Here is a 14,710-nt window from a genome sequence, read left to right as displayed (position 1 = left end):
CCCCAGTTGACATGCAACTTAGTCTTGTAAACGCGCAAGTATATCGACCCCATCCAGTTTTGTGAAGTCATGCTACGAAAGCGGGTTACGTCGGGCGGGGGAAATCCCGAAAGAAAGTCACGCGAGGAAAAAATGGAGCGAGCCGCCGCAGATCTAGTCGCTCCTAGACCGGCGGCGGCTCGACTCCTCCCCTCGAAATGACTCGTTTTACTGGCGACGCAGGATGAAGTCGCCGTTGTTGGCCACGTTCATCAGCGGCCGATAGTAGCTGGTGCTGCCGCACTTCGACCCGGCGAACGGGTACCAGACCAGGTTGATGCCGATATTCCAGGCTTCTTCCTCGTTGCGGGTCCGGGTCTGTTGGCTGTCGGGCAACAGGAACGTGAAGCCCGAATCCAAGGCCAGTCGCTGCGTCAGCGGCACGTGAGCGTCGGCGCCCAAGATCCCTTGGCTGTCGCCGGTCCAACCGCCGAACAGGCGAACCGAGCGGCCGCAGTCGTCCAGCCGGCGACGCCAGAAGAAGGTATACAGGTTGGTCGCGGCGACCGTTTCGGTCAGGTTATTGGTCGCATCGGTGCCGGGGATGTCGATCGTGGCGGCGCCCGATCCTTCCGAATCGCTGGCCGAGAACTGGAAGCCGACTTCGTTACAGCCTTGGAAGACCCAGCTCAGCTGACCGCGAACCTGGCTCACTTCGACGTCATAGTACCACTGGTCCTTCAGGTGATCGAAGGCGATGCCGCCCTGCCAGCCCCAGTCGACCCGGCGGAACAAACCGACCGTGAAGAAGGTCTGATCGCGGCTCGATTCGGTGAAACTGGCGCCATACAGGTTGGCGTTAGAGCCTGACATGCCGATTTGGAAACCGAGGCCCGACTTCGGCAGAAAGCCGATCGGCATCCCCCAGTTGAATCCGTACATGTAGCCGAAGCTGCCGTCCATGCCGCGGTTCAGGCCATTCTTAAAGCCTTCGACGCCGGCGTTGACCGAGAAATCGTCCCAGTTCAGCTTAAAGCAGAGCGGGATGCAGGTCATGCAGCAAGTTTCGCACTGGCCGCAGCCGCCGCACGACGATCCGCAGCTGGGACCGCAATCGCCGGTTCCGCACGACTGACAGCCGCAGCCGTCGCCATGCATGGCGCCGTGATGGTGCGGGCCTTCTTCCATGATCACGCCTTCGTGTTCCATGAACTCGACGCCCGGTTCGACCATTTCGACGCTGGGCTGAGCGCTGAGGACCGAGTAGTCGACTTGCTCGACTTCGGCGGCGTTGGTTTCGATTTGAGTCGCGATGCGGCTCGCTTTGGCGGCACGCTGCCGCGCTTGATAGATTCGGTCCGACGAGCTGGTAGTGCTGGGAAACAAACGACCAACGCGCGGCTCTTGGGTCTGAGCGTAGCTGGTAGCGGTAAGCATGCTGGCCATGACAAGGACAGCAGCTAGCGCCATGCGGGTAGAGAACGACATTCCGAGATTTCCTTCATTCCGGGGGGACGGATGGAGCGGTGAAATCTTCCGCTTCCATCGATGTAATCGGTACGACCGCTACGCCGCCTAAAGGAAAAGTCGCGATAATCCGAAAAGTTTTTCCAGGTTAATGCGCGCGAATCTGGGTGGTTTGGCGTGCGGTGGTGGAGATTGGCGGTTGTTCGGGAAGTTCTGGTTTTTCGCGTCATGCTGGTTCGATGAATTATTCCGGCGAAGGAGGAAGTCGCCACAACCGAACATGATCGCCCTCGCCGGGCGGACGCATCACTGAAGGAAGAAAGAACAATGGTCAAAAACTTGGTTTGCGGAGCGATTGTCGCCTGTTTGCTAGCGGTCAATGTCGCCATGGCGGGGGATTGCGGATGTGCGACTCCGGCGCCGTCGTGTGGCTGCTCTTCGTGCCAGGCGCGGACCTGTTGCGACCCTTGTTGCAACCCGCTGGGAACCGCGCTGAAGAACATCGGCAGCGGCCTGAAAACGGGCTTCTGTCATTTGAAGGGGGGCGTTGAGCGTCTCTTCTGCCCGATTCGCTTTAACGGTAGCTGCGGCTGCGGCGGCTGCACCAGCAGCATCGGGTGCGGCGATTGCGTCGGCTGCGGCGCCGGCGTGCCTCCGGTGACCCACTACGGTTCGCCGATGATCGAAAACGCTCCGGTCTGGGATGGCCAGGGCGTCCCGACTCCGCCGACCCCGCCGATGGTCGAAGAACCGACCTCGATTGTCCCGGAACCGGCCCGGTTCCAACCTCCCGGCAGTTGGAAGTCGGCCCAGGTTAGCGACGTCAAACCAGCCGGCAAAGCCAACCTGTACTACAGCAAGGTGATTGCCGAGAAGAGCGGCGTATCGCGAGTCAGCCACTCGACCAAGTCGGGCGTCTACTTCGCGGCGCCCAAATCGAAGTAGTTCCCGAACTTCGAGATCCCCAGAAAAAACGCCTCGCCATGCGAGGCGTTTTTTTTGTGCGCGGACACACTAACCCGAGGCGCGAGCCGAGGGAATGGATACGGATGTTAGGATAAGGTCACCGGTCAAGTTCCGGCCACGGAGCGCAAGGTATCCTCTCCGTTGCTCCCGACCGCATTCCCTCGGCTCGCGCCTCGGGTTAGTGTCGGAAATTGGTCACCTGCTCTTACGCATTCAACGCCTGATCCAGGTCATCCCGCAGATCTTCAAACGCTTCTAGCCCGACCGACAGGCGGATCAGCTCATCTTTGATGCCATGCGCTAGTCGCGCTTCGCGGTCGTAACTGGCATGCGACATCGAGGCCGGTTGTTCGATCAGCGATTCGACCGCCCCTAGGCTAACGGCAAGTTGGAACAGATGCGTCGACTCGGCCACCTTTTTCGCTTTCGCATAGTCGCCAGCGACCTCAAAGCTGAGCATCGCCCCAAAACCGCCCTCCATTTGCTTGGCGGCGATGTCGTGTCCCGGATGGGAAGGCAGGCCAGGGTAGAGGACGCGGGAGATCCGCGGGTCGGCGTCCAGGTATTCGGCGATCTTCTGTGCGGTGCGGCATTGCTCGCGAACCCGTAGTTCGAGCGTCTTCAAGCCGCGGCTGACCAGGAACGATTCAAACGGCCCCATGACGGCGCCGGTGGCGTTTTGCACGAAGTAGAGCTTGTCGTACAGCTCTTTGTCTTTGACGACTAAGGCGCCGCCCAGCACGTCGCTGTGCCCGCCGAAGTACTTGGTGGCCGAGTGCATCACGATGTCGGCGCCCAGTTCCAGCGGCCGCGTCAGGACCGGCGTGGCGAAGGTGCTGTCGACGCCGAGCAGCAAGTTGTGCTTCTTGGCGATCTTGGCGCACGCCGCGATGTCGGTGATCGACATTTGCGGATTGCCGGGACTTTCGATCCACAGCATCTTGGTCTTGGGGGTGATCGCCGCTTCCAGGGCGGCTAGATCGCTGGAGTTGGCCAGCGTCGTGCTGATGCCTGAGCGATTGCAGATCTTGTGCAGCAGCCGATAGGCGCCGCCGTAAATGTCCGACCCGGCCAGGACATGGTCGCCGGTTTCCAGCAGCATCATAGCGCCATGGATCGCCGCCATGCCGGACGCGTAGGCGAGGGCGCCGGTTCCACTTTCGAGCGCGGCGAGGGTCGTCTCCAGGTTTTTGCGGGTCGGATTGCCGCTGCGAGAATAGTCGAACTCGCCCCAATCCCCAGCGCCAGGCTGCACGTACGTGCTGGCGACATGAATCGGCGGCACGACCGCACCGGTTTGCGGATCGCGAGCGTTGCCGACATGAATCGCCTTGGTACGGAACTGCATCAGTCTCTACTTTCTGCTAGATGGATTTGGGGGCAGGGCGGCAAGAATGGAACACGGATATCACGGATCGGATCACGGTAAGAAACGTGGTAATGAGAGGTCTTGTGCGCCACTGCTGGGCGAGCCAGCAGTGGCGTACGTTGTTGATTGTACCCGTGTCCTATTTCTCCTTCCGACTTAAATCGAGTCGAGCGCCTGCTTCAGGTCGGCGATCAGGTCTTCGGCGTCTTCGATGCCGCATGACATGCGGATCATGTTGTCGAAGATGCCAAACTTGGCCCGTTCTTCCGGCTTTAGCTGGAAGTAGCTCATCACCAAGGGTTGTTCGATCAGCGACTCGACGCCGCCGAGGCTCGGACCGATGCGGGGAATCTTCACCGCGTCGATCACGTCGGCCGTCTTCCGCCAGTCGGCGTCTTTGATCAAGAAGGTGATCAAGCCGCCGTAGCCGCTCATCGTTTTCTTGGCGACTTCGTAATACTTGTGCGACGGCAGGCCCGGGTAGTAAACCTTTTCGACCTTCGGGTGCGACTCGAGGAACTCGGCGATCGCCTGACCGTTGCGGTTGTGCCGCTCCATCCGCAGGCTGAAGGTCTTCAAACCGCGAAGCAGCAGATAGATGTTGTGCGGCGAGTTGATGCCCCCCATGATGCCACGCAGCTTGCGAACCGATTCGAGCTGGGTCTTCGAGCCGATGATCACGCCGGCTAATAGGTCATTGTGCCCAGCCAGGTACTTGGTCGCCGAGTGGAGTACGTAGTCGACGCCGTAGTCGATCGGTCGCACGTTGAACGGGGTTGCTAGCGTGGCGTCGATCAGCGTTTCGACGTTATGCTTTTTGCCGATCGCCGCGAACTTCTCAAGATCAACGACGCTCAAGTGCGGGTTGGTCGGCGATTCGCTGATCAGCATCTTGGTGTTTTCGTTGATCGCGGCTTCCATCGCGTCGTAGTCGCACGCTTTCACCTGGCGGGTGACGACGCCAAACCGCGACATGTGCTTCGAGCAGAACTCGCGGCTGCGGTGATAACATTCGTCGAAGAAGATCACTTCGTCGCCGGCGTTCAGCTTGGCCATCAGCAGGCCGACGATCGCCGCCATGCCGCTGGCGTACAAGACCGCGTCTTCGCCCCCTTCGAGAGCGGCCAATTTCTTTTCGGCCACTTTTTCGCCCGGGTTGCCGTAGCGGCCATATTCTTCCCGCTCTTGGCCTTCCTCGATGTAGCGGATGACTGACGCCGTATCGGGAAAGGTGTAGGTCGACGCGCAGAAGATCGGGTCGGTGATCGCGCTTTCGGGCTTTTGACGCGCTTCGCCCGCTTGGACGGCGGAAGTCGAAAAACCGAGATCGGAGACGTCGAGCGGAACGCGGTTGGGGTCGTTCATATTGGCGGCTTAAATAATGGGCCAACCTAAGGACGCCAGACGGAAATCCCGTGAGTGCGAAGAAGGCGGCTTTTGAAAAAAAACATCGGCCGCAGCAGAAACAACTGTTTCTGGTTGCTCGTCTGGTCGAACCGGGTCGACGACGAGGGCACTTTAGCAGTAAAGCTGCAAGCGGCCACAAATCCCTAGAAGACACCAATTTACTTGCCGATTGGGTTGGCGGCAAGCGGGGCCTTTTCTGGCTTTTTCGTGGACGATTCCCTCCCTGGGGGTCTAGAATGGAAATCGCTTCCCCCCACCTGTTCTTCTGGCGCTTATCGAATGACGTATCCTCGACACCTGGCACTCGCCCTGTTGTTGGCCTTGCCGGTCACCTCGATCGCACTGGCCCAAGAGTCGGCGACGGTTGACGCCCTGGTGGTCGATCTTGGCGCCGACGATTTTCAGACCCGCAAACGAGCCGCCGAAACGCTGCTCGATCGCGGCATGGCGGCTCATACGGCCCTGGTCGCCGCCAGCACGTCCCCCGACCCGACCGTCAAAATGCAGGCGATCAATCTGCTGGACGAGATTGTCTTGCAAGATCGTCGCGACCGGATCGACGCCTTTCGCGCCGCCGATAAACAGGTCTCCCTTCCTTGCTGGGACCAGTTTTGCGAAATCACCGGCGACGACGCCGTGGCGCGGCGGATCTTCGCTCGCATGATCGAAAGCGAATGGGAATTGTTTGAGCTGGCCAACAGCAAGCCGGAAGAAATTGACTATGCGATTTATCGCAGGGCGCTCGATATGCGGACGCGTCTCTACAACAACCAGTCCCCCCCGGCGATGGCGAGCGTCGCGGCGCTGCTGCTGTTGACCGGCAGCGAAACGTTTGAAGTGACCGCTCCGGCCTACGCCGAATTGCAATACTCGCTGTCGTCGCGGCCGATCACCCAGGCGCTCAACAATCCAGAAGAAGCCGAAATCGTACGCAAGTTGTTCAATCGCTGGATTACCCACAGCGTTCACAGTCCCTATCTGACGATGCAGCATCGCTTTTCGGTCTTGCTGCTAGCCATTCGAGAAGACTTGCGGGCCGGATCGTTGTTGGCTCGTTCGATGATCGAAGACCCGGCGCCCTCGACTCAGTCGATTCCCAACAACCTGCATCTCGCCTATTCGATTCTGGCGATCGCGAAGCTAGGGACGACCGACGACATCCCATTTCTCGAGCAACTGTTCGAGGACGACAGCGACGTCGTCCCCGTCAACCAACGCGAGCCGTTCGAGAGCCAGGTCCGCGACGTCGCCTTGGCGGCGGCAATCCACCTGGCCGGCCGCAGCCCCCGCGAGTTTGGCTTCGATCGGATCAACTCCGACGCCAACTATCTCTACAGCTACCGCACGATCGGTTTCGCCAGCGATGTCGAACGCTCGGCCGCATTCGACAAATGGCAAAAGATCTCGCCGGGGCTATCTGGCGGCTAACTGCCTGTTGAAAAATACCATCGTGGCATTTTCCAACCTCGCCAGGCTCAGAGCGTAGCTCTTCGCGGCTCGCAAAATAACGACTTACGTCGCTATTTTGGGATCGCATCCATGCGATCACGCAGTCCGTCGAGAAAATCAACGGACTGTTAAGAGACGCAGTCGTCCCCTCGCGTGTGCCACTGCTGGCTCGTCCAGCAGTCTGAATCGGTCGAACAAGTTGCCGCGCCTCGGGCTACGATGGCCTGGCTTGCTGCTAGCGGTCCCTCCCGCGACACTTGCCCCAAATTTCCACCGGCGCCCAAGCTTTCCCCGATTCAAAAGTCAGCTTGACCTGCATAACCGACGCTGCCATGATTCCGCATCGCTCGCATACGTTATCTGCCCCCGCTCGCCGATAACGATGAAAACGGATTTGCGTGCGCCGCTGGAGATGGAACGGATGACAAAGTACGGAATTGGCTTGGCGGTTGCGATGCTTTCGGTCGCGATGGTCGGGTGTCGCTCTCCTTACGCTCAAGATCGTTTGGCCGCCGCCGGCGGTTTGACTGGCGCCGTCGCGGGCGCCGCGATCGGCAGCGCGACCGGCAACGCCGGCGCGGGTGCACTGATTGGCGCCGGAGTTGGCGCGGTGGCCGGATCGGCGACCGGCGCGGCGATCGATGAACAGGAAGTCCGCAACCAGGCGATCATTCAGCAAAGCCTGGGTCGCCAATTGGCCGGCGCTACCACCTTCCAAGACGTCGTCTCGATGTCGCAGGCCGGGCTGGGCGATCAGGTCATCATCACGCACATCAACAAACATGGCGTGGCGACTTCGCCGACGCCCCAAGACTTGATCGGCCTGAAGAACGCCGGCGTCAGCGATCCGGTGTTGGCGACTCTGCAGAATCCGCCCCCCGTGGTGCAGCCGGTCCGATATGTCGACCGCCGCCCGGTGGTGGTCGAAGAAGTATACTACGATCCGTGGCGTCACCACCCTCCTTATCGTTATCGTCATCATCGCCATTGCCCTCCGCCCGGCGTTTCCTGGTCGATCGGGGTCCATCGCTAGCGGCGATTGGCATTTGAGCGAGCGGGCCGTGGCGTTTAGGATGAAAGCTAGCGTCCCACCTAACCGCCCCGTCTGAATGGTTCTGACGAATGCCTCGCTTCGCCCTGTTGCTGCTTACGCTCACGCTCCAGACTTCGCTTGCCGCTCCCAGTTTTGCCGTCGAGGAAGCGGCTGGAATCTCGGTCCCCGAAGGATTCCGCGCGACGTTGTACGCCGATGACGATCTGGCGCACGACATCTACTCGATGACGCTCGACGCCGAAGGTCGCGTCGTCGTCGCTGGCGCCGGCTATGTGAAGACGCTGCATGACGACGATGGAGATGGCGTCGCCGATCGCGCGACCCTCTTCTCCGACGTCCCCCGCAGCGGCGCCCATGGGATGGCGTTCCGCGGAACCGATCTTTATTGCACCGGCGATCTGGGCCTGCTCAAACTGAGCGACTCCGATGGAGATGGGAAAGCGGATGGCGATCCCGAAGTGCTCGCTCAGGCCCGGCATCCCGAACATGGCGCCAACGGCGTCGTCTTTGGCGCCGACGGTTGGATCTATGTGATCTGCGGCAACGACGCCAACATCTTTGAGCGGCACGTGACGACGCCTCACTCGCCGGTCAAACATCCGCAGCTGGGCGCGATCTTTCGCGTTCATCCGAAAACAAAGCAGTCGGAAGTGGTCGCCCATGGCTTTCGCAATCCGTACGACTTCGCCTTTGACGCCTCGGGGCGCATGTGGACGGTCGACGCCGATGGCGAGCGCGATCAGTACTTGCCCTGGTACGTGCCGAATCGGTTGTTTGACATCGGCGTCGCCCAGCATCATGGCTGGGTGCTGCACGGGTGGCAGCGCAGCTGGAATCGCCCACAGACCTTTTTCGACAGTCGGGCTCGCGCCGTCGAAGTCGGCCGCGGTTCGCCGACCGGGGTCGAGACCTATCGCCACTGGGCCTTTCCCAAAAAATACAACGAAGGGGTCTTCAGCCAATGCTGGACGCTCGGCCGCGTCTACTTCTTTCCGCTGACCCCCAATGGCGGCGGCAGTGACGCCAAGCAAGAAATCTTCCTCGAAACGACCGGTGCGGCTGGTCTGGCGCCGGTCGACATGGTGATCGGCAAAGAGGGAGAGATGTATGTGGCGATCGGCGGTCGCGGCACCCGCGGCAGCGTCTTCAAGATCGAATATGTCGGCGATCCGATCGAACCGCCGAAAGGGGCCAACCCGTTGGAAGAAGTGCTGACCGCCCCGCAACCGCAAATGGCCTGGTCGCATGCCAACTGGGCGCCGCAAGCGGAAGAGTTGGGCCGCGCAGCTTTCGCAGATGCGATGCTCGACGAAACTCGCGACAGCTTGCAAAGAGTCCGCGCGATCGAAATCATCACCGAGCTGTTTGGCGGTTTGCAGGATGGCGACGAGGTGAGCAAACTGCTGGGCGACAAAAACGAAGCGGTCGTTGCCCGGGCCGTTTGGAGCCTGGCCGCTCGCCGTGATGCCGTCTGTCCGCCGCTGCTTTACCGGATGACCTATCACCAGTCCCAAAGCGTCCGCCGCGCCGCGTGGGAAGCGATCGCTTCGGCCGCGCTGGTTGACGAAGCGGCCGAGCGCTGCAACTGGCAGGCGCTTGAGGATCCAGATCGCAGCGTCCGCAGCGCCGCCCTCTACGCGGCGAAGCGGCTGCTGGACCAGAATCCCCAGGCCGAGTTCAGCGTCGAGTCGTCGATTGCGGCCCTCTGGGAGAAGACCGCCGCCGGACAAACCAGCGAGGAGGTCATCGTCGCCGTGATTCATCAGGCAGCCGAACGGCTGCAAACGGCGACCACCGAACATGAACAAGCCGATGCGATCCGCGTCGTGCAAATTGCCCTGGGGGACGTTACCGCACAGAAGGTGGAGCCCGACGTGTACGCCGGCTATTCGCCGGGGCGTCCGATGACGGCGCCCCTGACGATGTGGGACAAGCTGGCGGCCAAGCTCGATCCGATCTTTCCGACCGGCAAGCCGGCGGTTGATCCAGAGATTGCCCGGACGTTGGCGATGATCGAGCAGCCGGCGCCGAAGTTTGTCGAAGAAGTGACCCAATCCTGGACCGACGATTCGACCGTCGAAGACGACTTGCACTACCTCTTCTGCCTTTCGCGAATTCCTGGCGATCGCTCTCGCGAAGAAGTCGCCGCCGAAGCCGAAGCCTGGCTTTCGCTCCATGAAAAAATGGCCGATCAAGGGATCACGATCAGCCGCAACTGGTCGCTCCGCACCGGCGAAGCGTTCGAAACCGCGCTCAGGCAAACGCCGCAGTTGGCCGACGCGATGCTGCAAAGCGACAGTTTTGGCCTGCTCGAGCATTCCCTCTTCGCGTCGTTCTTTACGCCACAGCAACAAGCGGCCGCCGCGCAAAGGATCGTGGAAGATAACGATATTGAAGACGTGACCGAAAGCTGGCCTGAGGCGATGATTCCGCTGGTCGACAGGCTGCCGGAAGAAGAACGCCTGGAGGTGCTTCGAATCCGCTGGGACGACTTCAACATGCGGCATGCGGTGCTCGAGCGACTGGGTCAGACGCGGCGGAAAGAAGATCGCCCGCTGTTTGTCGAGTCGCTACTTTCGGCCAGCCCACAGTCGGTGCTGTTGGCGGCCGAGATCTTGGCCCAGATGCCCAAAGAAGATGTGACCGAAGACGAACTGCTGGCCGCGATGAAGGCGCTCCGTTCGGCCTGCATGCCGGGGCAACCGCCCGAGCAAAGCACAGCAATCGCGCAGCTGCTTACCGAGTGGACCGATCGCGCCGTCATAAATCCGCCCATTCCGACCGGCGACCTCACCCAAGCGTATCAAGGGTGGTTCGACTGGTTCGCCGCCAAGTACCCGGCGCGGCACAAAGAGCTGTTCGCCTACGCCGCCGACGAGGCGAGCTGGAAAGCCCGCCTGGCCGAGGTCGATTGGGACGTCGGCAGCGCCAAACGAGGGGAAGCGGTCTTCTCGGCCCGCGGCTGCAAGCAATGTCACGCCTCGACCGGACGACTGGGACCGGGGCTCGAGAACATCACTGGCCGCTTCCGCCAGTTCGACCTGTTCATGGCGATCGTTGACCCAAATCGGGACGTCTCGCCGCTGTTCCACACCACGCAGTTTATGACTCGCTCTGGCAAGAGCTTTATCGGCACGGTCATCTACGAGTCCCCTGCCGGGACGTTGATTCAAACCGGCCCCGGCGTCACCGAGCGAATCATGGAAGACGAGATCACCATTCGTCGTCCCAGCCGCCGCTCGATGATGCCGGTGGGCCTGCTGAACGGCGTCGACGATCAGGGGTTGGCCGATTTGTACGCATACCTACAATCATTGCGTACGAACAAGTGATTCCTGGGAGACGCTGATGACCGAACCGGTCGAACCTAGTCCGAATGAAGATGCTGTGACCACCCAGGAGTCGAGCCCGCGGATTGTTCCGCCTGCTTACGTCTGGATCTTCAGCGGGCTGTTTCTGCTGCTGGCGATCTACGGCCAATGGGCGCCAGAGTTGGGAGACGGCGCGCTGGCCAGTTGGCACGACTCTGCGCCGATGCTGTTCGACGGGGCGGTTGGCAACGTGCTGACGTTGATTGGCGCCTTCTTTATGTTGGCCCTGCCAATCGCCTGGTTCGCGATCTTCAGCCGCTTCGACATCTACGTCCGGCTGATGCCGATCGTGGTTTGCCTTTCGGCGGTCGGCGTCTTCTTTATCTTCTTCAAGATCGTGCACAACGATGGCGAAATGAAGCCGAAGTTCGCCTATCGCTTTGGGCTCCGTCCCGACCAGCGGCTGGGCGAATTGGAAGGTGACGGCGCCGGCGAGAGCGTCAGCCTGCAAACGACCGAGCATGACTTTCCCCAGTTTCTGGGCCCGAACCGCAACCTGGTGGTCGCCGGACCGCAGTTGGCTGGCGATTGGAACGCTAAGGCGCCGCAGGAAGTTTGGCGTCGTCCGATTGGCGCTGGTTGGTCAGGGTTTGTCGTCGTGGGGGATCTCACTTACACCATGGAACAACGTGGCGAGAGCGAGTACGTCGCTTGCTATCGCGTGGCGGATGGTGAACCAATTTGGACCTTCAAGCATGAGGCTCGGCACGAGACAGGCCTGGGCTACGTCGGCCCGCGGTCGACCCCGCTCATTCACAACGGCAAAGTCTACGCGGTTGGCGCCACAGCCCAGTTCTTCTGTCTTGACGCTGCGACCGGCGACGTCTTGTGGCGCCACGATTTGCTGGCTGAATTTGGCGAAACGCTCGATCAGGCCAATCAGCTAACCGCCTGGGGCCGCGCCAGTTCGCCGCTGCTGTATCGGGCCCAAGATCGAGAGTTGATCATCCTGCCGGCCGGCGGACCCGATCACGACCATTCGACTTCGCTGGTCGCTTATGACGCTGACAGCGGCGAGCAGGTCTGGACCGGCGGCGAGCAGCCGATCAGCTACGCGTCGGCCAATCTGTTTCAGCTGGGGGAAGAAACCGAGGTCATCATCGTCAACGAAAGCACCGTCGCCGGGCACAACCCTGAAACCGGCGAGCAGCTCTGGATCACCGATTGGCCCGGCAACTCGTCCGGCGACGCCAGCTGCTCGCAGGCGGTCGACATCGGCGACAGTCAGATCTTGGTCAGCAAAGGGTATGGCGTTGGCGCCCGCGTGTTTGCAATCGAAAAGTCGGCCGACGGCAAGTACAACGTGAACGACATCTGGGAAGATACCCGCCTCTTGAAAACGAAGTTCACCAACGTCGCCCTGAAAGATGGCTACATCTACGGCCTCAACGATGGTTTGCTCGAATGCGTCGAAGCGAGTGAGGGAGATCGCCAGTGGCGGCAGCGCGGTTTCGGCCATGGGCAACTGCTGCTGGTCGGCGACAAGCTGCTGGTGATGACCGAAGATGGCGAACTGGTGATGGTCGACGCGACCCCCGACGAGTACCGCGAAGAAGGTCGCTTCCAGGCGCTGGAAAGCGAGATCTCGCCCAACTGGAACAACCTCTGCATCACCGGCGACCTGATGCTAGTCCGCAACGCCGAACAAGCCGCCTGTTATCGCCTAAAGACCAAGCAAGAGTAGGGCGATCAATCGTAGGGCAGGCCGTGCCTGCCGAATGCAAACGGTCTCAAGTCGGCAGGCACGGCCTGCCCTACGATATGCTCACTCGAAATCAAAGTAGCACAGATCCATCAGGTTGAAGAGTTGATCGATCTCACTGTGATAGCGGGAGGTTTTCCAATCCGATTCCCGCAGCCATTGCCAGACGCGCGGCCAATCTTGATTCCGGCGAATTCGTTCCGCGAGCTGGGCCAGCTGGTCGCACTCTTCCGGCGAAGCCTCCTCGAAAAAGCGGACCATTTGTAGTTCGCAGTTGTAACGCTCTCCGAAATGGAGCGCCGGGCCGATGAGGTAGCGGAGTTCTTCCGGAAGCGTCTCTTCCCGTTCGTCGGCGCTTTCGTCATCGGGCCAAACCGGCAGCGCATCGCAGAACGGCGAAACGTCCGCCTGGCCGAGTTGCTCTAGCACCGACATCAGCGACCGGAATCGGCGCGCCGCCCAGTGGCGACCATCGGTTCCGAGTCCCACGACCTTGCACCAAGCGTGGACATCCGCCACGTTGTCGTTTTCCAGCAGCTTTGCGTGCAGGGTCGCTAGTTCGTGAAGCTGCCGTTGCGTAGCTCGCTCCCAGAAGGGAACGTGCCGCTGCAACTTGTGGTCGAACGGGATGACCATCGTCTCGCCGCACGCTTCGATCGCCGGGCGAAAGAAATGAAAGCGTGTCGGGACCTCGTTCCAGTTGATGTCCATGCAGTGGGTCTCGTACGAAGACATAGCCCGAGCCGCAGCGGCACTCTGCTTGCGGCCGTTTGCATTCGGCAGGCACGGCCTGCCCTACAATTCTTGCGCCAGCAGCCACTCTTCGATCATTACATGCTTGATCATCGGCGCTCGCAACAGGGCGGCCCGTTCCGGTAGCAGATTTTTCAGCCACGGCCGATTCACAAAGGTTGAGAGCGTCCGCGAACCCAAGCTTCCCTTGGTTTGCAGTTGCACGTTGTCGGACAGGCGGTGGTATGTCGCGGGGATGATGTTCGGTCCGGGGCCGATGTGGATGATCGTTTCGGTCCCGCTGCGCAAGGTTTCGTAAACGACCGCCCACAGCAGCTGCGGCTGGTCGACCCAGCGGTAGATCGTGTCGCGCAGGTTCGTTTCGTCGTAGCTCAGCTTGCCGGTCACCATCGACAAGACCGGCGGTTTGGGCGCGACCAGGCCGCTTTGCATTTTGGCCATGAAGAGGGCTGCCCGGGTGTTGATGCTTTGCCGCCAGACGAGCGGCGTGTGCATCGGCGGCCAGCGGTGTTCATTCACTTTGAAAAAGACGCGGCAGGGGAGTTGATCGGCCAGTTTCTCGCGGCAGCGCTCCAGCGCCGTCCCTTCGCCGATCAGCAGCACCGAGTTGGGGGACAGCACCGCCGACACCCCGACCAGTTCGTCCCCTTCCTGGTTCGTCTCAATACAGCACTGCTGAACCAGCTTCAGCGGCAGCGCTTGTTTGCGGCAAAAGACGACCGCCAACTGACAGCCTTGCGCCAGACTGGCCGTATCATCGGCCATGGCGGTTGTAATGCCGACGGCATCTTCGACGGTCAGCGCGCCGGAAGCGCACAGCGCGACGATTTCGCCCAGGCTATATCCCAAAAAGTATTGCGACTTTTCGATCTCGACATGAAACAGCTCGCGCAAGATATCGAGCTGCGCCAGTTCCGCCCCGATGATCAGGGCGATGGCGTCGGCGTAAGCGTTCAGGCCTAACTCTTCGCGGGCTTCGACCCGGCGAATCAGGTCGATCTTCCGCCCCACATGCTCGCTGGCGATCTCGCTGCACTGAACTAGCCGGCGGCGCATGATCGGGCCGTAGGCCGGATGGGCGAGCAGCTGCGGCGTGCTGCCAAGGTTCTCAAAGTTGTAGCCGCGAAACGCGAAGCAGGTCTTGCTGAGGCGCTGAAAGGGTGGAGGGGAGTTCGGCATCGCGTCTAGTGCTG

Annotated in this window: 10 protein-coding genes; 5 read left to right on the top strand and 5 right to left on the bottom strand. The window is 60.9% G+C overall.

Features of this window, described 5'->3' with window-relative positions:
* Nucleotides 1-207 precede the first annotated feature (207 nt).
* Nucleotides 208-1,467, bottom strand: a complete 1,260-nt coding sequence (locus tag Enr8_RS09340; RefSeq protein ID WP_146430758.1) for a DUF6666 family protein — start codon at nt 1,465-1,467, stop codon at nt 208-210.
* A 306-nt stretch (nt 1,468-1,773) separates the two neighbouring features.
* Between Enr8_RS09340 and Enr8_RS09335 the strand changes: the two genes are divergently transcribed.
* Nucleotides 1,774-2,391 (top strand): hypothetical protein, encoded by a 618-nt coding sequence (locus tag Enr8_RS09335; protein ID WP_146430756.1) that lies wholly within the window; start codon nt 1,774-1,776, stop codon nt 2,389-2,391.
* Nucleotides 2,392-2,617: 226 nt separating this feature from the next.
* Here the strand turns inward: Enr8_RS09335 and Enr8_RS09330 are convergent, their stop codons facing one another.
* Together Enr8_RS09330 and Enr8_RS09325 are read right to left on the bottom strand one after the other, a co-directional pair.
* Nucleotides 2,618-3,760: a trans-sulfuration enzyme family protein gene (locus Enr8_RS09330; protein WP_146430755.1), complete on the bottom strand. Its 1,143-nt coding sequence runs from the start codon at nt 3,758-3,760 to the stop codon at nt 2,618-2,620.
* 177 nt (nt 3,761-3,937) lie between these two features.
* Entirely contained in the window at nt 3,938-5,146 is a 1,209-nt protein-coding gene (locus tag Enr8_RS09325) for a trans-sulfuration enzyme family protein (protein WP_146430754.1), read from the bottom strand.
* A gap of 321 nt (nt 5,147-5,467) precedes the next feature.
* Here Enr8_RS09325 and Enr8_RS09320 point away from each other — a divergent pair, with 321 nt between their 5' ends.
* The 4 genes from Enr8_RS09320 to Enr8_RS09305 all read left to right on the top strand — a co-directional run bounded on the left by Enr8_RS09320 (nt 5,468) and on the right by Enr8_RS09305 (nt 12,746).
* A complete protein-coding gene (locus Enr8_RS09320) occupies nt 5,468-6,616 on the top strand; it encodes a hypothetical protein (protein ID WP_146430752.1) in 1,149 nt (382 codons plus the stop codon).
* Between the two features lie 403 nt (nt 6,617-7,019).
* Complete coding sequence (locus tag Enr8_RS09315; protein ID WP_146430750.1) at nt 7,020-7,670, top strand: glycine zipper domain-containing protein; 651 nt, start codon at nt 7,020-7,022, stop codon at nt 7,668-7,670.
* Nucleotides 7,671-7,759: 89 nt separating this feature from the next.
* Nucleotides 7,760-11,023, top strand: a complete 3,264-nt coding sequence (locus Enr8_RS09310) for a DUF7133 domain-containing protein (RefSeq protein ID WP_146430748.1) — start codon at nt 7,760-7,762, stop codon at nt 11,021-11,023.
* A gap of 16 nt (nt 11,024-11,039) precedes the next feature.
* The gene (locus tag Enr8_RS09305) at nt 11,040-12,746 is read left to right on the top strand and encodes an outer membrane protein assembly factor BamB family protein (protein ID WP_146430746.1); all 1,707 of its coding nucleotides are present in this window, start codon (nt 11,040-11,042) and stop codon (nt 12,744-12,746) included.
* A gap of 81 nt (nt 12,747-12,827) precedes the next feature.
* Here Enr8_RS09305 and Enr8_RS09300 read toward each other — a convergent pair whose 3' ends face one another.
* Both Enr8_RS09300 and Enr8_RS09295 read right to left on the bottom strand, forming a co-directional pair.
* Nucleotides 12,828-13,499 carry a hypothetical protein gene (locus Enr8_RS09300; RefSeq protein WP_146430744.1) on the bottom strand — a complete coding sequence of 224 codons (672 nt, stop codon included), beginning with the start codon at nt 13,497-13,499 and terminating at the stop codon, nt 12,828-12,830.
* Nucleotides 13,500-13,559: 60 nt separating this feature from the next.
* Entirely contained in the window at nt 13,560-14,696 is a 1,137-nt protein-coding gene (locus Enr8_RS09295) for an ACP S-malonyltransferase (protein WP_146430742.1), read from the bottom strand.
* Between the last annotated feature and the right edge of the window lie 14 nt (nt 14,697-14,710).

It is taken from the genome of Blastopirellula retiformator (assembly GCF_007859755.1).
Taxonomy (GTDB): domain Bacteria; phylum Planctomycetota; class Planctomycetia; order Pirellulales; family Pirellulaceae; genus Blastopirellula; species Blastopirellula retiformator.
This window is presented reverse-complemented; position numbering and strand designations above follow the sequence as displayed.

Bases quoted from the DNA above. Each gene is read 5' to 3' on its own strand.
- Enr8_RS09295 (WP_146430742.1), bottom strand. From the start codon at position 14,696: ATGCCGAACTCCCCTCCACCCTTTCAGCGCCTCAGCAAGACCTGCTTC.
- Enr8_RS09340 (WP_146430758.1), bottom strand. From the start codon at position 1,467: ATGTCGTTCTCTACCCGCATGGCGCTAGCTGCTGTCCTTGTCATGGCC.
- Enr8_RS09335 (WP_146430756.1), top strand. From the start codon at position 1,774: ATGGTCAAAAACTTGGTTTGCGGAGCGATTGTCGCCTGTTTGCTAGCG.
- Enr8_RS09310 (WP_146430748.1), top strand. From the start codon at position 7,760: ATGCCTCGCTTCGCCCTGTTGCTGCTTACGCTCACGCTCCAGACTTCG.
- Enr8_RS09330 (WP_146430755.1), bottom strand. From the start codon at position 3,760: ATGCAGTTCCGTACCAAGGCGATTCATGTCGGCAACGCTCGCGATCCG.
- Enr8_RS09325 (WP_146430754.1), bottom strand. From the start codon at position 5,146: ATGAACGACCCCAACCGCGTTCCGCTCGACGTCTCCGATCTCGGTTTT.
- Enr8_RS09320 (WP_146430752.1), top strand. From the start codon at position 5,468: ATGACGTATCCTCGACACCTGGCACTCGCCCTGTTGTTGGCCTTGCCG.
- Enr8_RS09315 (WP_146430750.1), top strand. From the start codon at position 7,020: ATGAAAACGGATTTGCGTGCGCCGCTGGAGATGGAACGGATGACAAAG.
- Enr8_RS09300 (WP_146430744.1), bottom strand. From the start codon at position 13,499: ATGTCTTCGTACGAGACCCACTGCATGGACATCAACTGGAACGAGGTC.
- Enr8_RS09305 (WP_146430746.1), top strand. From the start codon at position 11,040: ATGACCGAACCGGTCGAACCTAGTCCGAATGAAGATGCTGTGACCACC.